Consider the following 22244-nt stretch of genomic DNA (forward strand, 5'->3'; position numbering starts at 1 on the left):
TAATACATCACAGAAAATTCAGATATATCTAAATGCAAAAACAGCACCTCATCTATGTCGATATAAATGAAGTGCTGTTTTTTGTAAGACTGTATTAAAAGTTATGAAACTTCTAGATAAGATTGTTCAACCAGTTCATTCTGTGGAATCTTCCAAAGCTTACTCCATTTATAAATCGATGCAACCAGGATCACTACACCGAGGGTAAGCATGATAATAGATAGAATACCATTTAATACATTAAATCCAGCATTTTCTGGATTCCAGTAAACATTTTGAATCATCCAGAATCCTGCTACGTTTACAGTCACATATAGGTATGCGAGCGGAACAAGACAAGTTAACATATACCAGCGCTTATTCGCAATTTTTAGGATAACAGTTGCTCCTACAATGAGACCAATCGATGCCATTAACTGATTCGATACCCCAAAGAGTGCCCATACGGAACTAATATCTCCTGAGTATAGAAGGTATCCCCAGAAAAGACAAGCTAATGCACTCGCGATAATGTTAGCAGAAAGCGAGTCTGTACGTTTTAATGGTTTCACGAAATCCCCAAAGAAATCTTGGATCAGGTATCTCGCAACCCGTGTTCCCGCGTCGATTGCTGTTAAAATAAAGACAGCCTCGAATAAAATAACAAACTGATAGAAATAAGAAGCTAATCTTTCAAAAATCTGAATTTCCGTGAAGATATAAGTCATCCCTACGGCTAAAGTTACGGCCCCACCCGTTCTTCCTTCTAGATCCATTCCAACACTTTCACTTAGCTCTGCTAAATGAACAGTTTCCATTCCAAGCTGTTCGAATCTTTCCGGTGTTGAGTTAATCGCAAAATAATCTCCTGGCTGTAAGGATACAGCTGCTATTAAAGCCATTACAGCAACTAAACATTCAACCAGCATTCCGCCAAATGCAACACCCTTTGCATCACTCCAGCGGTTAATCATTTTTGGTGTTGTTCCAGAACCAACGAATGCATGGAAGCCTGAGATGGCTCCACAGGCAATCGTGATTGAAATGAATGGCCATACTGGTCCGGCCACAACAGGACCGCCGCCATTAATAAATTCTGTAAAAGCAGGGAATTGAACAGCAGGGTTTACCACGAATACCCCAATAATTAAGGCTGCAAATACCCCAATTTTCATAAAAGTACTTAAATAATCGCGCGGCGCCAACAGTAACCAGACAGGCAGCGCAGCCGCAAAAAATGCATAAGCAGGTAATAAAATTGCCAGTGTACTTTTCTCAAACGTTAATAAATCTCCAAGCCATGTGCCTTGGATGTTGTGACCAAAAATAACAGCTAATAATATAAGTCCAAATCCGACAGTTGTAGCTATTTTTAAATTTCCTGTCTTTTTGTGATACAAACCTACTGCCATCGCGATCGGAATCGTAATTCCTACGGCGAAGGTTCCCCAAGGGTTTCTTTCTAATGCACTTAAAACGACAAGTGACAAACCGGCCATTGTAATCGTAATAATGAACAGCATAGCTAAGCCTGCACAAAATCCTGCTACAGGACCTAGTTCTTCTTTTGCTACCTCTGATAACGATTTTCCATTTCGGCGCATGGACGCAAAAAGGACAACTAAGTCGTGGACAGCACCCCCAATAACAGCACCAATTAATAGCCATAATAATCCTGGCAAATAACCGAACTGTGCCGCTAAAATTGGACCTACTAACGGCCCCGCCGCAGCAATTGCAGCAAAATGGTGACCAAACGCCACCCATTTATTGGTGGGTACATAGTCTTTTCCGTCTTCTAATTTATGTGCAGGTGTAGGTTTTGAATCATCGATCTTTAATACCTTTGCCGCCATAAACGTACCATAAAGACGATAAGCAATTAAAAGGATACAGATCGAACCAATAACAATTGTAACCGCATTCATTTTACCGTTTCCCTCCCCATCATTTTTATAACCAACATCTATCATATTAAATGAAAACGCTTAAAACCTGTTTTCAAAATAAAATACGTAAATTGCATGATGGTTTACAGAAAAATAAAAATGAAATGCAAGATCTATTAAATGCCAAGGAAATTTTTCATATCCTTTACATAGGTTCGGCTTACCGGGACTTTCGAGCCGTCTTTCAGAATTAAGTTATAGGTAGAGTTAAACCACGGCTCAATTTCTGCAATATAATCCATGTTAACTATATAACTTCGATGAACGCGCAAAAATTGGTTATGGCTCAATTTTTTCTCTAATAAGACGAGTGCATCACTCACTGTGTATTCTTGTTTGACCGCTTTGATCGTAGTCTTTCCTTCAAATGATTCCAAATAAAGAATGTCCGTTAAAGAAATTAAAACAATCCTTTCATCAACTGAAACAGCGATTTTTCCATTACGGTCGTTTTTAATAGAGGGGTGAAAAGGAATCGTCTTATTCTCGATTTCCCTAATTTTTTTAACCTTATCCAGTGTCTTCTGAATCCGTTCCTCATCAAACGGCTTTAACACGTAGTCCACTGCATTTAAATCAAAGGCCCGCACGGCATATTCATCATATGCAGTTGCAAAGACAATAGCAGGAGAAGGTTCAAGTGATTCAAGCTGTTTGGCTAAATTCAAGCCGCTATCTCCAGCCAATTCAATATCCAGAAATACAAGATCTGGCATCAGCTCCGGAATTTCTTTCGCTGCACTTCGAACAGAGCTGCTTTCTCCTAAAATATTTACTTGCTTACTTCGAGACAGCAAATATTTTAACTCATCACGCGCAAATGGTTCATCATCCACAATATAGACTTTCAACATCTCTTCGAAACCCTCCTTCCCGCAAAAAGGTTTGGGAAAATCTAAAATTCTGTATCAAGATTTTACTACATTAGTAGACTATCATTTTTTTCTTTAGAAAATCTCCCTTTAGTCTTCCGAAATATGATATGCTTTTTAAACTTGTGGAAAACAGTAATTTTTGACACTTTATTTTGTCTTTGTACGTAACAGCTATAGTATATTATAATCCTAAGGTATAGTTTTTTAATAATAATCTATTTTGCAAGATTTTCCTATTTTTTAGGCGTGATATAAAAAAGAACAGGTAAAATATTTCTGTTCCTGATAGATGATCGGATAATAGAGGAGTGGACGAAATGGAGAACTGGATTACCGATATTATGGAGCAATTCGGCTATTGGGGAATATTGTTCCTAATTGCTCTTGAAAATGTATTCCCCCCTATCCCTTCGGAGGTTATTTTAACGTTTGGAGGATTTATGACAACTAAGACTGATTTAACAGTAACAGGGGTCATCCTCTTTGCAACTCTAGGCTCTGTTGGAGGAGCCATCATTCTCTACGGGATTGGTTTACTAATTGATGTGGAAAGATTAGAGAAAATTGTGGATAAATGGGGGCATATTTTAAGGATTACGAAAGAAGATATTCACAAAGCGGATGCATGGTTTGATAAATATGGCGTCTGGACTGTATTTTTCTGTCGTCTTGTTCCTTTAATTCGAAGCTTGATTTCAATTCCAGCCGGGATGTCCAATATGAATTTTTGGATATTCCTAGTATTTACAACACTGGGAACGTTAATTTGGAACATCCTTCTTGTTAATATCGGTGCGGCAGTAGGGGCTTCATGGGAGACGATTGTCCACTATATGGACATCTATTCCAATGTAGTTTATGTGCTATTGGCGATTCTATTTATAGCGGTTGTTGTTTTATATATTCGAAAACGCAGAGTTCGAAGCTAAATGTGCAAAAGGAGCTATCACTTATAGGGTGGTTGCTCCTTTTTTATCTTAAAGAAGAATCTCCTCCCCTCTCATGTCTCCCGTTATGAATCAACCAACAAATGTCCATAATGTTAAGGATGTATGAGGAGGGGTTCCTTTGACTGATCGGTTTTTTCTGCTTTTTTTAAGGTTGCCCTTAGTGGGACGTGTCCTATGTATCGCTTCAATTTCCATTGTTTTTTTTGGAATTGTGATTCATTTTGTTGAACCAAATGTATTTCCCACCATCTTTGATGGCATATGGTGGGCCATTATAACCGCATCAACGATTGGCTATGGAGATTTTGTGCCAACAACTTTTGAAGGAAAAATGGTCGGTATTGCTCTTATTGTAGTTGGAGCCGGATTTGTTTCTACCTATTTTGTATCGCTCGCTACTACGGCTGTTCAAAGACAAAATGCGGTGAATGAAGGAAAGGTCGCCTATGTTGGCAAGAAAGACCATATGATCATTGTCGGCTGGAATGAAAGAAGCCGGTATATCATCAAAGAAATGACGAAGCTTTATCCAAGACTCCGCATTGTTTTAATCGATCATACATTACGGGAAAAACCAATGCCTGATATTCATGTTCATTTTATCCATGGAAGTGCAGACCAGGATCATATTTTACAAAAAGCTGGCATTGATGAGGCCCATACAGTTATTATTACAGCCGATCCCAGTGTGAGTGAAGTTCAGTCGGATATGAGAACCATCCTTCAGCTTATCGCTGTAAAAGGGTGTAACAGAGAAATTTATTGTGTCGTGGAAATTTTAACAAAACAGCAGGTTAATAATGCGATTAGGGCTGGAGCAGATGAAATTATCGAATCCAATTATTTAACCGGGTCAGTATTAATGAATACGCTGGTCAATCACGGTATTTCAAAAGCGCTTTCCTCCATATTAACCCAACATCATGGAAGCAAGGTAGAATTTATCGAGCTTCCAGATGATCTGATTGATCTCCCTTTTTCTATGATCATTCAGAAATTTTTTCAGGATGAAATGCTAGTCATCGGAATTAAAAAAAGAGGGGAAACATTAGTTAACCCTCCTTTTGATACGAAAGTGGAAACGGGAGACGAATTATTACTAATTCGTGGTCATTATAAAAACAAGTCTTCTAATTCCTGAACTAATGACTTGCCGAGATCGATATATTCTTTTGGAAAGCTGGCATCCTTATCCACCGGTTCTTGAAACTGATTGGTCATCCCAGACAAAAGACCGGTATCTGCCTCCTCATCCAATCCGCGCTGATATTTATGAGAGAGAAGCAGCGGTCTTCCAATTTCTACTGTAGTACCCAAAGAATCAAGCTGACCATCTATGGCTCTAAAAGGAATCCGGAGAAATTGATAGCCCACGCGATCATCGATTAAATAATCAAAATAACCATGATCATATTCCCAGTTCGATCCGATTGTATAGCCCCTTGGCTTCAGTTTGTCTTCAAGCCGATAGAGCGAAAAGTGCTTCCCTTCTAAATTGGATGGAATTTCAATCATATAAATAACCCCTTTTCAATATTTACCTGTGTTTAGTGTTACCGATTGAGCAGGGGATTATTTATTTTTTGCAACATAGGGACGGTTCTTGCGGTTCAGAAGTATGGATAAAACAGAAGAACCGTCCCCCTGTTTCATAAACGTTCTTCTAATTTTTTCTTTTCTTCTTCGAAGCCTGGCTTGCCTAAGAGTGCAAACATATTTTTCTTGTAGGCTTCAACACCTGGCTGGTCGAACGGATTAACTGCCAATAAGTAGCCGCTCATTGCACAGGCTTTTTCAAAGAAATAAACTAAGTAGCCAAATGTATACTCATCCATTTTTGGAATATCTACAACTAAGTTCGGGACTCCCCCATCTGTATGGGCCAATAGTGTTCCTTGAAACGCCTTTTTGTTGACAAAATCGACGGTTTTTCCAGCCAAGTAATTCAATCCATCGAGATCATTTTCTTCCGCTTCAATGGTGAGTTCATGTCTTGGCGTTGTTACATTTATGACGGTTTCAAATAGATCTCTTCTGCCCTCTTGAATATATTGGCCTAATGAATGCAGGTCGGTTGAGAAATTGGCGGAGGAAGGATAAATTCCTTTTTGATCCTTTCCTTCACTCTCGCCAAACAGCTGCTTCCACCATTCTGAAAAATATTGAAGACCCGGTTCATAGTTGATTAATAACTCAACCGTTTTTCCCTTGTTATAAAGGATATTACGTACTGCTGCATATTGATAAGCCTGATTTTCTTTAAGCTCACTCTTGCCATAATCGTCCTGAGCCTGACGAGCTCCTCTCATCATTTCTCCAATATTAGCACCACTCACTGCGATCGGTAATAACCCGACTGCAGTTAATACAGAATATCGGCCTCCCACATCATCAGGGATCACAAATGTTTCATATCCATTTTCATCTGCGACTGTTTTAAGTGCCCCTTTAGCCTTGTCAGTTGTCGCATATATTCTTTTCGCTGCTTCCTGTTTCCCGTATTTTTCAATTAATAATTTTCTAAAAATCCGGAAAGCAATGGCCGGTTCAGTCGTAGTCCCGGACTTTGAAATAACGTTAATAGAGAAATCCTTGTTCCGCAGAAGATCCATTACGTCTTTTAAATAAGTAGAGCTGATGTTATTTCCTAAAAAGATCACCTGTGGTGTTTTTCTTTCCTCTTTTGATAACACATTATAGAAAGAATGATTTAACATCTCGATTGCCGCACGTGCACCCAGATATGAACCGCCAATTCCAATAACGAGAAGGACATCTGAGTCCCCTTTGATTTTTTCTGCCGCTTTTTGAATTCGGCTAAATTCATCTTTATCATAGTTTTCCGGCAGGTCAATCCATCCTAAAAAGTCACTGCCAGCCCCTGTTTTGTCATGTAAAGCGTTGTGCGCCGCTGTTACAGCATCCTGTAAGTATGTAATCTCGTGCTCGCCAAAGAAAGCAAGTGCCTTCGAATAATCAAAACGAATATGTGTCATAAAGGCCCCTCCATTACTCTTAAGTATTCGGTCATTATCACTTTACAGAAAGGTGAAATCAGAATCAAGTATGGGGGATTTTTTTGAGCAAATTTGAATTTTATGGAGCAATTTTATTTTTTTTCGAGCGGATACTTGCCTAGATGGAGCGGCTACTTTCTTTTTGGAGCGAGAACTTCCATTCTTGGAGCAAACCTTTCCTTCTTTTGAGCGAAATCTTAGTTATTCGAGCAAGCTACCCTCTTTTCGAGCATTAAACGTATGATTAAAGCGGATCTCTTCTGCTTGGAGCGCTCATCAAATTATCGCATTCCTACGTCATCTTCTTCTAATAAGACCTTCTTCCTACTAATCAGACCCCCTACTGTCCTCTCATTTCCTTCTAATTTCCTGCTTTTCAACCGCACTAATTAAAGACAGTTAATAGACTTGTCTTTTACTAAACGCAAATTTTAGAATTATTCTGAATATTTATTGCCACTATCATTTATTAAAAATAGTGAGGAGGAATTATATGAAGAAGAAACATTTTTCGGCTAAACTGGCCATATTAGTAACATGTTTTGCTTTACTGTTTTCAGCTGGAATTCCAACTGCAGCCACATCTAAACATAGTGGCTCAATACAAATGACTGAATTGCTAACAAATACATACTACGGGGAGCCACAACCATTATTAACTCCATTAGACTCCGCAGTCAGTATTTTTAACGGGGCTGTCGGAATCGAAGACGGACATCATGTCATGTATACAACGACGAGAGGAACCCCTGCCAAATTAAACGTTGTTGATCTTGATGACTATAAATTATTACGTGTCATTGATTTAGTGGGTACAGAGAACACATGGGCACATAAGGTTACTGTAGACGGAGATCTATATATAGCAACGATCGGGGGAGGAGCAAAACTATGGAGGTATTCTCCAGACACAAAGCAAGCCTCTATTGTTGCTGCGTTCCAGGGAGAAAGCAACCCTTTTTCTATCACCTCTGATCCTGAAGGAAATGTATATGTTGGAACCTATCCAGGCGGCAAGGTTTTCCAATATAATCCGGAAACACAGGAAGTAACAGACTATGGCCAAATGAATCCTGGGATTACACAGGAGTATATTCGATCGATAGCCTATGTAGACGGAAACATTTATGCAGGTACAGGTCACAGTAAAATCATAAAATATAATATCGAAACAGGTGAAAAAACTGATATTGCTGCTTCATTAGGTGAACCTGGCCATGTATACGATTTAGACCAAATAGATAATCGCTATTTATTTGCCCGCTATGAGCTTTCCTCTAACGGTTATATATACGATACAGTCAGTGAGCAATGGCTGGATACAGTGATCCCTAACGTTAGAGGATTACATGTAGAAGAAGAATCACTTAATGGCAATGTTTATTATATGGATGGGAATCAATTCAAATATTTTAACCTCGAAACTTTGGAAATTCACGATACGGGTATGAGATATCATAGTGGATTAAGAGGAGCCGATTGGGTTGAATTCAATGATCCTGAACTTCCAGGGAAGAGTTTGGTTACCATTAATTTCAGCGGTTCAGTCTATATTTTTAATATCGAGACAAAAAAAGTGATTGGTCTCCCTTCAGTTGTTAAAGGCACAGCTGCTACTATTAGTCAGGTTGAAAAAGGACCTGACGGAAATTTATATATTAGCGGGGATCAGACTTCTTTAGGAGCAATTTACAATCCTGATGATTCTTCAACGAAATCATTTGCACTCGGTCAGGGAGACAGTATGAGTGCTCTTGGCGACAAAATGCTGATTGGGGTTTATCCAGATGGAAAAGTGGTCGAATTTGATACGACTCAAGAACCTTCTAGCACAAACCCTAAGGATTTGTTCGTTTTAGGTGAGGAACAAAACAGGGTTGTCAATATTCACACGGCTGATGGAAAAGCCTTTATAGGCAGTGTACCATTCTATGGTGAACTTGGCGGCGCATTAACTATTTACGACCCAAAAGCCGAAGGGGAAAAGTATATGGTATACCGGAATGTAGTAGAAGATCAAAGTGTAGTCAGCCTTGCCTATAAAGACGGTTTGGTTTTTGGCTCCACGACAATCAATGGCGGACTTGGCGTTGACCCGACTGCAGGAGAGGCTAAAATTTTTGTTTGGGATGTAATAAATGAACAAAAGGTTAATGAAGTCACTCTTGAAATTCCGGGACTAGAAAAGCCGCAAACAATCGGTGATTTATCGTTTGGGCCAGATGGATTGTTGTGGGGTGCTGCTAATAATATGATTTTTGCGATGAACCCCGATACATTAGAAGTTGTTAAGTGTAAAAAAATATATCCAGATGGAACGTTGTATTACAGCCCTTGGCAAACCGTGAATCTAAAATGGTCAAACGGGATACTCTATGCAAATTTTGATGAAAACCTGACATCTATTAACCCGCAAACACTCGAAAGCAAAAAGATTACTCAATTTGTATATTCATTTACTTTTGGTGACGACGGAGATATCTATTATGCACTTGGTTCAAATCGAACCTTTCTTTACAAAATTGAGGTGACCAGTTTTACATTAATGCTTTCCCTAATTGAATCCTATCAAAAATCAAATGAAATCGGGCAGCCTCTTGCGACTCAGCTTCTAAATAAATTAAATCAAACTGAACATCATCTAAAGGATGGCAAAAGGGAACAGGCGGTCAGACAAATGCATGACTTTGTAAAACATTTAAACCACGAGGATATGGCACAGTTTATATCAGAAAGGGCCAAACAAATATTAAATTCAAAAGCGGAAAACCTTATCGAAATTTTAACTGCTGAGGGTGAACCTCCAATGCAGGTTTTACCACTGACGAATCCTAGTTTTGAAGAGCCGGTTGCAAATGAACATATTCCAGGCTGGACTTCAATTTTTAATGAAACAGATAACTATTATAAAGAAGTTACCAATCAACAAAGCTTAACTGGTGATTATAGTTTAAAAATTACAGATAAGGTGAGAAATGCATCCGTTGCAGTTGTAAGTGATGCAACTGTAATCGAAGCTGGCGCAGAATATACGGCTTCTGCTCATGTATTTGTAGAAGAAGGAGAAGGGAGTTTAATGCTCAGGTTTTATGATGAAAATTACAGCCAATTATCAGAGCATTCGCTGCCGTTTAAGGTTATGCTAGGGCAATGGGAAGAGGTTCAAATAAAAGGAACCGCTCCTGAAAATGCTAAATACGCGCGCATCTATGCCTATATAACCAGTTATCAAACCGGTACAGTTTACTACGATGATATAAGTCTTGAGAAGCCTATCTAGTAAAAAAGAAAGAGTAAACAGATCACCGTTTACTCAGGCAGTCGAAAAATTTTCGATAACCTTTTATTTCACTATAATAAAAGGCCTTCAACAGGTTTGTTGATTTGCCTCCCTGTTGATTGGAGCGGAGGGCACTCGACTCATTTCCACTGCCTTATTAAAATCTATATTGTAGCAGTGGAAAATGGGATAGAGAGGTCACGGGAGACCCCGCAGGCGCCAAAGCGCCGAGGAGGCTCTCAGACCTCCCCGCGGAAAGCGAGTGCCCGGAGCGGAAATCAACAGGCCCGTTAGCAGACACAATCAATTAATAAAAAAATCGGTCATTTAGATTTAGACAAAATAAAAAATTGCCGAGAAAAATACCCTCTCTCGACAATCTGAGTAAGCGGATCACCGTTTACTCTTTTTTACTTTTTTACAACGAAGCCTGCAAAATCCTTAAAACGTCCTCTTTCTTTAGTTTCTGGAAGTTTCCAAATTCACCGCGGGCAATCGCTTTGTCTGCAATTTCTTCTAACCTGGAATCATCAATCTCATAATCGGCCAGACGGCTTGGGGCTCCAATCGAACTCCAGAAGGAACGTAAGGCTCCAATTCCTTCAAGAGCCACTTCTTCATCGGATTTTCCTTGTGGGTCAACACCGAACAATCTAACTGCCAGCTGCTTCATTCGCGAAGGGTTTGTGGCAAGGGTATGTTTGATCCAATTTGGGAATAGAATCGCTAAGCCCCCTGCATGCGGTATGTCATAAACAGCAGAAACTGCATGCTCGATATTGTGGGTCGCCCAGTCTCCGCGATACCCCATTTGTAGACTTCCGTTTAAAGCAATTGTTCCATTCAAAAGAATCGTTTCTCGAAGCTCGTAGTTTTCTAAGTCATTGACAAGCTTTGGCGCTGCTTCAATAACCGTTAGAAGCACTGATTCACACATTCTGTCTTGTAATGGCGTGTTCGTTACGTTATGGAAATACGACTCTAGCACGTGTGACATCATGTCAACAATGCCGTAAATCGTTTGATTTTTAGGAACCGTTATTGTATGCGCCGGATCGAGAATTGAAAATTTAGGGAATGTCAACGGGCTCCCCCATCCGTACTTTTCATGGGTTTCCCAGTTCGTAATAACGGAGCCTGAATTCATCTCAGAGCCAGTCGCTGCCAGAGTTAAAACAGTTCCAAACGGAAGAGCTTTCTCGGGAATTGCTTTCTTGATAACAAAGTCCCATGGATCTCCATCATATAGGGCACCGGCAGCGATGGCCTTCGTGCAATCAATGACACTTCCTCCGCCGACTGCTAAAAGAACTTCTATTCCTGCTTGTTTACAAATTTCTACCCCTTTTCGGACCGTAGAAATTCTTGGATTTGGCTCGACACCTGAAAGCTCCAAAACTTCAGCCCCAATTTCTTTAAGTGTTGCCATCGTTCTGTCGTAAATCCCATTTCGCTTAATGCTGCCGCCCCCATAAACAAGTAATACCTTTTTTCCGTATTGCGGTATCTCATTTTTAAGTTCGGCTAAGGTGTCCTTACCGAAAATTAATTTGGTTGGATTGTAATATGTAAAATTTTGCATCTTTTCCGCCTCCTTTAATTTTTATTATGCGATAGGGTATATTGAAATGCAAAAAATGTAACCTCTGATTTCCCGAAAAACTTCTGCTTGTGTTTTTATTATCGAAAATGATAATATAATATTAATTGATAATAATTGATAAGGAAGAGGTTAAATTGAAAAAAATTGATGCCATTCTTCATCCTGTTCGCTATAAAATTATTCAGCAATTTCTCGACGGACAGAACCGTACTGCTAAAGATCTTGCATTAAAACTAAACGATATTCCGCAGGCAACTTTGTATCGCCATATAGATACGCTTGTAAAAACTGATGTTCTAAAAATAATTGAGGAAAATCAAATCCGCGGCACAATCGAAAAGGTGTATTCATTAAATTTGGCTGCTGTTCATTTAACGAAGGATGACCTCCTAGGACTTAATAAAGAGGATCATCTGCAATTATTTATGATTTTTACGGCACAATTAATGCGAGACTTTGAAAGGTATTTAGACCAGGATGATATTGATTTTGAACGAGATGGCGTGGGATATCGGCAAGGTGTTTTATTTTTAAGTGACAGTGAGTTCCACGAATTCATCGAGGATCTAAAACACGTTTTTCAAAAATATATAACAAACACACCGAGATCAGATAGGAAAAAAAGGTTGATTTCTACTATTATGATGCCGGTCGTTGAAGAGGAGAATGATTTTGACAAAAATTGAGGCAATAACGATTCAAGCAGACTATCCCTTGAGCGGAACTCTAACCTATCCAAAGGATGCTGAGCAGCCTGCTCCAGCAATTCTGATTATTCCAGGAACGGGAAATTCCGACCGTGACGGTAATATGAAGAGAATGAAAATGAATCTTTACAAGGACCTTGCTGAATATTTTACATCACGAGGGTTGATTACATTACGATATGACAAACGGGGAACCCATCAAAGCGGCGGTAATTTTCATGAAACGGGAGTCTGCGATTTAATTAATGATGCAGCAGACTGTATTCGATTTTTACAAGAACGTCCTGAAGTAGATAAAGATAAAATTTTTATCCTCGGTCATAGTGAGGGGGCATTACTGGCTCCAGCTGTTCACCATCAAATACCTGTTGCCGGGCTGATATTACTCGCAGGGGCTGCAGAACCATCTGAACAATTATTCCCGAGACAAACGGAGATGGCACTGTATGAAATAGAGCAGACAAAAGGCTTTAAAGGCTGGCTTTTTAGGATTTTAAAAGTAACAGAAAAAGCAAGGAAACAAAACAAAGCGATTATGAAAAAAATTATGGAGTCTAATCAAACTGTAATGAGGATCAAAGGGGCTAAAATTCCAGCAAAGTGGATGAGAGAACAAATGGGATATAATGTCTGCGAATATTTATCAGAAACGACTTGTCCCGTTTTAGCCATTACCGGTGAAAAGGATATTCAAGTCCCTCCTGAACACGCACATCGAATTGCTGAAATGGTAATAGGTGAGGCTGAATCGCATATAATACCCGGTATGAATCATATTCTTAGAAAATACCAAGGGACTCACACGATACTGCGTTTGATAAAAGAATATAAAACCCAACTGAATCAGCCAATCTGTCCGGAGCTATTCCAAAAGATTGATCCTTGGTTAAAAAAACGCATCAACCATTGATTCTGCCGCTAAAAAATAGCCGATATGTATATTTTAAATGTATTTGCTCATTCTAAAAAAGAAACCATCCAGTCATATAAGGAGGAGACATCATGAGCGCTATTCAACGTATTGCACTTGTTCTTACTATTATTGGTGCTATCAATTGGGGTCTCATTGGATTTTTTCAATTTGACCTTGTCGCAAGCATATTCGGTGGTCAAGATAGTGCACTTTCTCGAATCATTTATGGCTTAGTAGGTATTGCAGGTCTGATCAACCTAGGGTTATTGTTTAAACCGAATGAAGAGCTCGAACGAGAACCCGAAGCAAGACCTACCCGATAAGTTATTTATAAAAAAATAACAATTAATTGTTACTGGTGACAAAAAGGGCTGCCCCTGTTGTGAAATAGAGGCAGCCCTTCTTTATTTTTACATCAATTTTAGTTTCTCTAAGATTTGCTGATACTCGCGATCTAAGGTTGCTACATCATCCTTTGGACTCGGCATACTTAACCTGCTGATTAATTCTGTTAATCTGGTTTCAAGCAGCAGCTTTTCTTCAGGGTTCTTCTCCTCTACTTGGTTTTTCCGCTGATTCCATTCGAGTATCGTGCCTGTAAAAGGTTCAACCGTCTCATTATGAAAAATCCAAAGATGGTCGGCAACCTGATCCACAAACCTGCGATCATGGGACGTAAATAAAACAGTACCTGGATATGCGAGCAATAAATCCTCGACCGCCTCGATGGCGTCAATATCAAGATGATTGGTGGGTTCGTCTAAAACCAGCAGATTATAGTCAGTCGTGACTAACTTAGCAAAAGCCGCTTTTACCCGCTCACCGCCACTTAAAGCTTTCATTTTTTTCTTTACATCATCTTCCTTTAATCGAAGACGCCCCAGCACCGTCCGTATCATGGTCTGTGACATGGTACTCTCATGAGAAAGATAATCCAGTACTGTTTGTTCTGTGGGTAAATGCTCAAGCTGCTGTTCAAAAAATCCAATCTTTAGATTTTGGGCGAGTTCCACTCCATCATTTGAAAATATTTGCTTTAGCAAGGTGGTTTTTCCGCATCCATTCGGCCCTATAATTGCTGTCTTCGAACCTTTCGTCACAGTCAATCTTGGGGTGGTGTACAATTTTTTCTGAGAAAAGCTTTTTGAAAGCTCCGGTGTCATGATTAGATGGGACCGATGGATTTCTGTAAACGAGAGATATTCCAGAATAATTTTATCTGGTTCTACAGGTTTTTTAACTTCTTCTAGCCGGTCTAATCTTTCTTTTACAACTTTTGCAACCCGTTCTATTTTCCCTTTCTTTGCAGATGCTTTATTTTTATAAAGCTGCCATTCCGAGTTTCCCATTCTTGAAGGGGGTTTGGTCATGCCTTTCGCCTGTTCTTGCTTATCACGATACCTTTTTAAGAGCCTCTGCTTCTCTTTTTCATATTTTTCATACGCTTCATTCTGCAATTCCCATTGCCGCTTTTTTTCTTCCTCATAAAAGGAGTAATTTCCCTTATAACTAGTCAGCCTTCCATCCGCAATTTCCCAAATTTCGGTACAAACCTTATCTAAAAGGGACCGGTCATGTGATACGATTACAAATGCTCCTTTAAAAGTCATCAGTCTGTTTTCTAAGTCTTCGATTCGTTTCCAGTCCAAGTGGTTAGTTGGTTCATCTAATAGTAAAATGTCCGCTTCAGCCGCAAAAGCTTCTTCCAGCCGCTTTAGTGTTTGCTCGCCGCCGCTTAAACTTGAATTCGCATATTCAGAATCTAGCTGCTTCACATAAGTAAAACTCCCATACCAGCTGATGACAGCATCAACCTCGAATTCTCCGATTAATCCTTTAAAGAGAAGCGATTTCCCAACCCCATTTTTCCCAACTAGGCCAATTCGATCTCCTTTATAGAGTTTTAATTCAGGAATATCAAAAATAATGCGATCCTTAATCATGCATTTTAGCTGATGAGCCTGTAAAAATAACATTAAAAAACCTCCCTGAAACTCGTTCCAGAGAGGTTATCCGCAAAAAGTATGGTGGCATGCCTATTCCTAATCAAAGAAATGACAGGAAAGCTAAGTAAAAATAAACCATGAGCTTCCCTCTTATTTTACAGGAAAACTCTTAATGAACTTAGCGGCACTTTATACTTAGTTGACGGAGAGCCAAAAATAGACAGACTGATCCTATCTGGAACGAGAAAAAATCATATTGTTGATAACTCGTTTTAAACTAGATAGGATTATAGCCACATTGCTCTCTTCGTCACCCTTTCACTCTTAAGATACACCCATTGTATTCCATATATTTGTATATAGCAACTGGTTATGATAAAACCTTTTCAATTCGTTCAATCGCCCAGTTTAATTCCTCTTTTGTAATAACAAGTGGAGGAGCAAAACGAATTACGTTATCATGAGTTTCTTTACATAAAAGTCCTTCTTCTTTTAGGGCTTCACAGTAAGGACGTGCGGCCTGGTTCAGTTCAACCCCAATAAATAATCCTCTTCCTCTTACTTCTTTAATCATTGGATTGGCAATCTTTTTAAGTTTCTCTAAGAAATATTCGCCTAGCTCATGAGAGTTTTCATGTAATTTTTCTTCCTCTATTACTTCCAATGATGCGATTGATACGGCACAAGCCATCGGGTTACCGCCAAAGGTAGATCCATGTGAACCTGGATTGAACACTCCTAGAATATCTTTGTTTGCTGCCACACAAGAGATTGGGAATACACCTCCGCCTAATGCTTTTCCTAAAATGTACATATCAGGCACTAGATCTTCCCATTCACAAGCGAACATTTTACCTGAACGACCTAACCCTGCTTGAATTTCATCCGCAATAAATAAAACATTATGCTGCTTGCAAAGCTCATAAGCTTTTTTCAAGAAACCTGGAGGCGGAATCACAATTCCCGCTTCCCCTTGGATTGGTTCGATAATAAATGCTGCCGTGTTTGGAGTAATTGCTGCTTCAAGTTCAGCAATGTCTCCATAAGGGACAAGCTTAATTCCAGGCAGCATTGGACCAAAGCCGCGCTTATATTCCGCTTCAGAGGAAAGCGAAACCGCTGTCATAGTCCGACCGTGGAAATTCCCTTCACAACCGATAATCTCAGCCTTATTTTCTTCGACTCCCTTTACGTCATACGCCCATCTTCTTGCAGCTTTAATTGCAGTTTCCACTGCTTCTGCTCCCGTATTCATTGGGAGCGCCATTTCCTTTTCAGTCAATCTGCACACTTTCTCTAACCAAGGGCCTAATTGATCATTATGAAACGCACGTGATGTTAATGTAACACGATCAGCCTGGTTTTTTAATGCTTCAATAATTTTTGGATGGCGGTGCCCCTGATTAACTGCGGAATAGGCACTTAACATATCCATATAACGGTTTCCTTCAGGGTCTTCTACCCATATTCCCTCTGCTTTAGAAACTACGATTGGCAGCGGATTATAGTTTTTTGCACCGTACTTTTCGGTTACTTCTATGAGACTTTCTGATTTAGTCTGTATCGCCATAACAAGTCCCTCCTATTATTAACTCTTCCTCTATTGTACATGAAAAAGACTTTTTATTTGAAGTAGGATTATTTATTCAAGCATATGCAAGAAAATTAGGCAAAAAAAATAAGCCCCACACGGCTTATTTTTTAATTAAATCTTCTCTTTTAGATTGTTCAATCCACTCTGTTAATTTATCCTTTAGTGTATTAAAACCACTTGGAGCTTCTTCAATCTTAGGCTGAACTTGACGGGCAGGTTTCGGTTTACGAGCAGTTTGAGGTTTTTGTGGAGCCTCTTGCGTAGCTTTAATAGAAAGAGCAATCTTTCCGCTTTCCTCTACAGATAACACTTTTACCTGTACTTCGTCTCCGACTTTTAAATGTTCATTCACATCTTTAACGAACCCGTGAGTAATTTCAGAAATATGAACAAGACCTTGGGTTTCGTCGTCAAGGGCAACGAATGCACCATAAGGTTGAATTCCCGTTACCTTTCCAGTGTGTACTGAACCTACTTCATATTGATTTGCCATGGTAACACTCCTAATTAACTATTTATCCTTTTAACAAGCATTTATAGATTATACCATACGATAGGAACGCGGGCAAAAAAACTGGGGAATGGGATAAATTGGTATAAAATATAAATACACGTATAATTCAGACAAAGCTGGTTAAACTTATAACAGGCTTTCTAAGTATTCCCCCTTTTTGGCAGATAAGCTCCTTGCTTATCTGTTTTTTTATTGCCCTCATTCTTTGTTTTATTCACAGGTCCTTGGGTAAAATAAGGATTGATTGGGAAAGGGGGATGAACTTTGACTGAAGTAGGGGCGATTCAGCCAATAAACGGAACCGAACTTTACTATGAATATCACCGGCATTATAATTCTAGCGAAACCATCCTCTTAATTCATGGTTTCTTATCGTCTAGCTTTAGTTTTAGACAGCTCGTTCCACTGCTTAAAAAAAAGTATACGGTTATATCAGTGGATATTCCTCCATTCGGCAAAAGCGGAAAAACAACCACTTTTCGTTATTCATATAACAATATGGCTAAAACGGTTCTCCAATTGCTAGATTTTTTAGGGATTCAGCAGACGTTTGTTATTGGCCACTCCATGGGTGGCCAAATCGCTCTTAATATTTCTCATTTAAAACCATCCGCCATTAAAGGAGCTGTGCTCCTATCCAGTTCTTCTTATTTAAAACGAATGAAAAATTCCTTAAGGTATTCAAGCTACCTGCCTTTTTTTCACCATTATGTAAAGCTTCATTTAGCCAGGTCTGGGGTTAAAGAAAACCTCAATCGAGTAGTGCATAATGCAAAATTGATTGATAAAGAAATGGTCGATGGTTATATGCAGCCTTTTTTAAATAATGATATTTTTAAAGCATTAACAAGAATGATACGTGACCGGGAAGGAGATCTGCCACCAGAGATTCTACGGTCGATTAAGGCCCCTAGTCTTTTGATTTGGGGGGAACATGATCGAGTTGTGCCACTTGATATAGGAAAAAGACTGCAGCAGGATCTTCCTAACTCTAAATTGATCGTTTTAAAGGACGCCGGGCATCTTGTCCCCGAAGAAAAGCCTGAGGAAGTTTATCAACATATTGCAAGCTTTATTGCTTCGTTAGAGCGGGCCGAAGTTTAATACAATTAGAGTGGACATTGAAAAAGGTTATGCAAATGTTGGTAATTTTTATATAAGATGTAAGGTTAATTGTTTTTAGGAGCGGGAAACACGATTTTAGAGCGTAATTTTGAATTGTGGAGCATAGGTCCTATTCAAATCTTTCTAGCTATAATTCAACAAAAAAAGGGTCTGACACCTAGTCTGACCCTTTTTCTTTATATTCTTCATGTGCAATTGGAAATCTCCTTTATAAATAAAAGCTTCCTCGCCATCTCCTGGCATTCCCTGAGAGGCAGCCACTTTTCAAAGGAATGCTCAAAAATAACTTGAATTTCTTTGCCTAACTTGCTTGGATCCTTATGTTTATGGACGGCTTGGATGATATCGGCAATTTCCGTTTCGTATTCTCCAAACTGAAAAGGGTCCCACTCTATAATTAAATTTCTCATTTGCTGATGTGCTTCTTCTACTCTCATTTTTTACCACCTAATAGTTCCGTTTTTCTCTCAATTATTTTATCATGAAAATAAATAAATGAAAGAAGGATTGATTGGAAAGGGGATTAAACATGACAGATTTTAATATGATCTATCCGCGGCAAGGGACCAATGCTGCTAAATGGGATGGAGCTGAATACGTTTTTGGCAAGCCAAACCTTCATCCTATGTGGGTGGCCGATATGGATTTTCCCGCACCTGATGCAGTCGTAGAAGCATTACGTAATCGCGTTAACCATCCAGTATTCGGTTATACAATAACCCCTGACTCTTTGGCAGAAGCCGTTTGTTCTTGGGAAATGAGACGTTACCATTGGGAAGTCAAAAAAGAGTGGATTCTTTTTAGCCCTGGGGTGGTCGCATCGATTTCAGCATCGATTCAAGCTTTGACTGAAGCAGGAGATAAAATCTTGATGCATTCTCCCATCTATCCGCCATTCTTCGGAATAACAGAAGCCACTTCCCGCTCAGTTATTTACTCTACTTTAATAGATGAAGTGGAGCAATACCAAATCGATTGGGACGATTTTGAAAACAAGTTAAAGGCAGGCGTAAAAGTCTTTTTACTCTGTCATCCTCATAACCCAGGCGGACGGGTGTGGACACGTGATGAGCTCAAGCAAATGATTAATCTTTGCAAAAAATACAACGTAATCATCCTTTCCGATGAAATTCATTGTGATTTGACCATGCCTGTAAACCAGCATATTCCATTAGCATCGTTAGATCCTTCTTTTCAAAAAAATATCGTTACGTTTATTTCTCCGACTAAAACGTTTAACTTAGCAGGACTTCATGCTTCAGCCATGATTGTGCCTGACGGAAATTTGCGTAAAAAAATCGAAAACTTCCAAAACAGCCAAGCATTTCATGGGCTCAATCTTTTTGGAATGGTTGCAATGGAAGCGGCTTATACCCATGGAGCAGCCTGGTTAGACGAATTACTGATCTATCTTCAAGAAAACATTGAAACCGTTAAAGATTTCTTGTCAAGGCGCCTGTCTAAGATTAAAATGAAACAGCACCAGGCTACCTATTTACTTTGGTTAGATTGCCGTGAACTGGGAATTGATCAGGAAACCCTGTTCTCTGCCCTTTTAAATGAAGGCAAGCTCGCCTTAGAAAACGGGCTGAAGTATGGTCCTTCCGGAGAGGGATACGTTCGGATGAATGTTGCCTGTCCGCGTCCTTTATTAATCGAGGGGCTTGAAAGACTCGAAAAGGCATTGTCTAAGTATCATTAACAGAAATAAGGAGGGAAAAGCATTCGTGCATTTCCCTCCTTATTTTTATCCTCCGAATAATACTCCAATTGGTAAGGGAACCAAAAATATATACTGAAACAGGATAAAAAAGGACACGGTCACTACAACTGAAGCGAGACTTGCATGGATGAGTTTTCTCTTATTGCTCTTTTCCTCTTCCCCCTTTTGCAGCCACCAGCTAATATAGCCAATGTACAGTAAACTCGCTGCAAAGAATCCGACCAATCCGATTAAGATACAATAACCAATCATACTTAAGCTCATAACCATTACTTTTTTCCCGTCAAGATCTTGAAACAGCTTTTTCTCTTCACGCTTTTTTAAGCTTAGAATAAAGTAAGCGATACTTAAAACCAGTAAAATCGCACCAACTGTTCGCGGAAACACATAACTCATTTCCGTCAGGCCTCTTGTCTCCCACAGGGCAATCACCGCAATAATAATTAAGATAACTGAAGAAACAACATCATGAACAACTCTTTGGCCTGCTTGCATTAAAAAAGACCTCCTTTTATCCGCTAATCTCCGGGTTACTTTTTTCGCTCTTTGCCTTCAATATAGAGCTAATAATTGGTCCTAATAGGGAAAGAACACATAAAACGATTAAAACCACTGAAATCGGACGGGTGAAGAACAATTCGAATGTACTTCCCTTTGCATTTGCTAGCAGCATCGATTGGGTAAGCCCTGTTTCAGCGATGGGTCCTAAAATAAGCCCTAGCACGATCGGAGCTGGATTAAACCCAGCATTTTTCATAATGTAAGCGAGAATTCCAAATCCAACGACTAAGGCAATATCGAAAAAGTTATTTCTAAGCGCATAAGAACCCACAACGGTTAAGAATATAATCGAAGGTGCTAAAATATAAGTCGGAAGGGCAATGACTTTTCCGATATACCTTGAAGAAAACAAACCTAAAAATAACATGACGACGTTCGCTATGATAAAGGCGACTAAAAAGGTATAGACAAGGCCTGAATGCTCTTGCATAAGATTTGGCCCAGGCTGAATCCCCTGCATCATTAATGCCCCCAAAATAACAGCTGCAGGTGCAGCACCGGGTATTCCAAGGGAAAGCAAAGGTACTAAAGACCCTCCAACTTCTGCATTGTTGGACGTTTCCGCGGCCATGACTCCATCGATATTTCCTTTACCAAACGAATCTTTCTCCTTTGAAAACCGTACAGCCGCGTCATAAGATAACAGGGCTGCTACATTTCCTCCCGCTCCTGGAATAATACCTGTGATGATTCCAATAACAGAGGAACGCAAGATAAAGATGGGCTTTTTAATTATGTAAAAAAATATAGTCTTTGCAACTCCTTTTTCCTTTTTCAGTGTTTTCTGGGATTCGATTTTATTGGAGATCATCGAAATCACTTCTGGGATACAGAAAAAGGCAATTAAGAGGACGACCATTTCTAATCCTGCCTGAAGTTCCGGGAATCCAAAAGTATATCTGGATTCACCTCCAACCGGTGATATCCCGATAGTTCCAAGCAAGAGTCCGATACATCCGCCGATTAGCCCCTTCAGCATGGACCCTGATGAGAGGGTGGATATCATTGTTAATCCTAGAATAGCCACCCAAAAATATTCAGGGGGTCCAAATTTTAATGCTAAACTAGCTAGGACAGGTGTGAGAAATAAAAGGGCAAATCCCCCAATAACCCCGCCGATTCCTGAGCTTACAGCCGCTGCTGCAAGGGCATACGACGCCTTTCCTTGTTTGGTTAACTGGTAACCATCGAATGTGGTCGCAATCGCAGACGGTGTGCCCGGTGTATTAACCAAAATAGCCGATATAGAACCGCCATAGATTCCGCCGATATAAAGACCGCCTAATGTAATAAGAGAGGTCTCTGGTTCCATCGTCCAAGTAAAGGGCAATAGCAATGCCAGCGCCATCGTTGCTGTCAAACCCGGTAATGCACCTACAATAATACCTGCCATGACACCGGCAAACATGAACAAAATATTGATTGGATCTATCAATGAACTGAATATCACTGGTAGTAAATCAAACACTCTCACACCTCCTAATATTATCAGCAATGGATTCTGTTCC

The 22244-nt window shown here is 39.6% G+C and carries 19 protein-coding genes; 8 read left to right on the plus strand and 11 right to left on the minus strand.

Features of this window, described 5'->3' with window-relative positions; all coding sequences use genetic code 11:
- Positions 1–101: 101 nt before the first annotated feature.
- Both CRO56_RS19610 and CRO56_RS19615 read right to left on the minus strand, forming a co-directional pair.
- Positions 102–1907: a carbon starvation CstA family protein gene (locus CRO56_RS19610; protein ID WP_097160324.1), complete on the minus strand. Its 1806-nt coding sequence runs from the start codon at positions 1905–1907 to the stop codon at positions 102–104.
- Between the two features lie 137 nt (positions 1908–2044).
- Positions 2045–2782 carry a LytR/AlgR family response regulator transcription factor gene (locus tag CRO56_RS19615; protein ID WP_097160325.1) on the minus strand — a complete coding sequence of 246 codons (738 nt, stop codon included), beginning with the start codon at positions 2780–2782 and terminating at the stop codon, positions 2045–2047.
- A gap of 338 nt (positions 2783–3120) precedes the next feature.
- On the opposite strand from CRO56_RS19615, the gene CRO56_RS19620 reads away from it, so the two are divergent.
- Both CRO56_RS19620 and CRO56_RS19625 read left to right on the plus strand, forming a co-directional pair.
- Entirely contained in the window at positions 3121–3732 is a 612-nt protein-coding gene (locus CRO56_RS19620; RefSeq protein ID WP_097160326.1) for a DedA family protein, read from the plus strand.
- A gap of 139 nt (positions 3733–3871) precedes the next feature.
- Positions 3872–4894 carry a potassium channel family protein gene (locus CRO56_RS19625; protein ID WP_097160327.1) on the plus strand — a complete coding sequence of 341 codons (1023 nt, stop codon included), beginning with the start codon at positions 3872–3874 and terminating at the stop codon, positions 4892–4894.
- On the opposite strand, the gene CRO56_RS19630 is transcribed toward CRO56_RS19625, so the two are convergent.
- Positions 4867–5268, minus strand: coding sequence for a YugN-like family protein (locus tag CRO56_RS19630; protein WP_097160328.1), 402 nt, complete (start codon positions 5266–5268; stop codon positions 4867–4869). The genes CRO56_RS19625 and CRO56_RS19630 overlap by 28 nt on opposite strands.
- A 134-nt stretch (positions 5269–5402) precedes the next feature.
- Positions 5403–6749 (minus strand): glucose-6-phosphate isomerase, encoded by a 1347-nt coding sequence (locus tag CRO56_RS19635; protein WP_097160329.1) that lies wholly within the window; start codon positions 6747–6749, stop codon positions 5403–5405.
- Between the two features lie 514 nt (positions 6750–7263).
- Here CRO56_RS19635 and CRO56_RS19640 point away from each other — a divergent pair.
- Entirely contained in the window at positions 7264–10050 is a 2787-nt protein-coding gene (locus CRO56_RS19640) for an FIMAH domain-containing protein (RefSeq protein ID WP_097160330.1), read from the plus strand.
- Between the two features lie 418 nt (positions 10051–10468).
- Here CRO56_RS19640 and CRO56_RS19645 read toward each other — a convergent pair whose 3' ends face one another.
- Entirely contained in the window at positions 10469–11632 is a 1164-nt protein-coding gene (locus CRO56_RS19645; protein WP_097160331.1) for an iron-containing alcohol dehydrogenase, read from the minus strand.
- A 155-nt stretch (positions 11633–11787) separates the two neighbouring features.
- Between CRO56_RS19645 and CRO56_RS19650 the strand changes: the two genes are divergently transcribed.
- The 3 genes from CRO56_RS19650 to CRO56_RS19660 all read left to right on the plus strand — a co-directional run bounded on the left by CRO56_RS19650 (position 11788) and on the right by CRO56_RS19660 (position 13596).
- Entirely contained in the window at positions 11788–12339 is a 552-nt protein-coding gene (locus CRO56_RS19650; protein ID WP_179714373.1) for a helix-turn-helix domain-containing protein, read from the plus strand.
- Positions 12326–13270 (plus strand): alpha/beta hydrolase family protein, encoded by a 945-nt coding sequence (locus tag CRO56_RS19655; protein WP_245856017.1) that lies wholly within the window; start codon positions 12326–12328, stop codon positions 13268–13270. Before CRO56_RS19650 ends, CRO56_RS19655 begins: the two co-directional genes overlap by 14 nt.
- 92 nt (positions 13271–13362) lie before the next feature.
- Positions 13363–13596, plus strand: coding sequence for a DUF378 domain-containing protein (locus tag CRO56_RS19660; protein ID WP_097160334.1), 234 nt, complete (start codon positions 13363–13365; stop codon positions 13594–13596).
- 87 nt (positions 13597–13683) lie between these two features.
- Here CRO56_RS19660 and abc-f read toward each other — a convergent pair whose 3' ends face one another.
- From abc-f to yugI, 3 genes are all read right to left on the minus strand, one after another.
- A complete protein-coding gene (gene abc-f / locus CRO56_RS19665) occupies positions 13684–15249 on the minus strand; it encodes a ribosomal protection-like ABC-F family protein (RefSeq protein WP_097160335.1) in 1566 nt (521 codons plus the stop codon).
- Between the two features lie 340 nt (positions 15250–15589).
- Entirely contained in the window at positions 15590–16789 is a 1200-nt protein-coding gene (locus CRO56_RS19670; RefSeq protein WP_097160336.1) for an ornithine--oxo-acid transaminase, read from the minus strand.
- Positions 16790–16913: 124 nt separating this feature from the next.
- Complete coding sequence (gene yugI / locus CRO56_RS19675; RefSeq protein WP_097160337.1) at positions 16914–17306, minus strand: S1 domain-containing post-transcriptional regulator GSP13; 393 nt, start codon at positions 17304–17306, stop codon at positions 16914–16916.
- 285 nt (positions 17307–17591) lie between these two features.
- Here yugI and CRO56_RS19680 point away from each other — a divergent pair, with 285 nt between their 5' ends.
- A complete protein-coding gene (locus CRO56_RS19680; protein ID WP_097160338.1) occupies positions 17592–18431 on the plus strand; it encodes an alpha/beta fold hydrolase in 840 nt (279 codons plus the stop codon).
- Positions 18432–18637: 206 nt separating this feature from the next.
- Here CRO56_RS19680 and CRO56_RS19685 read toward each other — a convergent pair whose 3' ends face one another.
- Positions 18638–18889 (minus strand): DUF1871 family protein, encoded by a 252-nt coding sequence (locus tag CRO56_RS19685; protein WP_097160339.1) that lies wholly within the window; start codon positions 18887–18889, stop codon positions 18638–18640.
- 92 nt (positions 18890–18981) lie between these two features.
- On the opposite strand from CRO56_RS19685, the gene CRO56_RS19690 reads away from it, so the two are divergent.
- Positions 18982–20154, plus strand: a complete 1173-nt coding sequence (locus CRO56_RS19690; protein ID WP_097160340.1) for a MalY/PatB family protein — start codon at positions 18982–18984, stop codon at positions 20152–20154.
- A gap of 45 nt (positions 20155–20199) precedes the next feature.
- Here the strand turns inward: CRO56_RS19690 and CRO56_RS19695 are convergent, their stop codons facing one another.
- A complete protein-coding gene (locus CRO56_RS19695) occupies positions 20200–20670 on the minus strand; it encodes a tripartite tricarboxylate transporter TctB family protein (protein ID WP_097160341.1) in 471 nt (156 codons plus the stop codon).
- Positions 20671–20686: 16 nt separating this feature from the next.
- On the minus strand, positions 20687–22204 hold the full coding sequence (locus CRO56_RS19700) for a tripartite tricarboxylate transporter permease (protein ID WP_097160342.1): 1518 nt from the start codon (positions 22202–22204) through the stop codon (positions 20687–20689).
- Between the last annotated feature and the right edge of the window lie 40 nt (positions 22205–22244).

The organism is Bacillus oleivorans (assembly GCF_900207585.1).
Taxonomy (GTDB): domain Bacteria; phylum Bacillota; class Bacilli; order Bacillales; family JC228; genus Bacillus_BF; species Bacillus_BF oleivorans.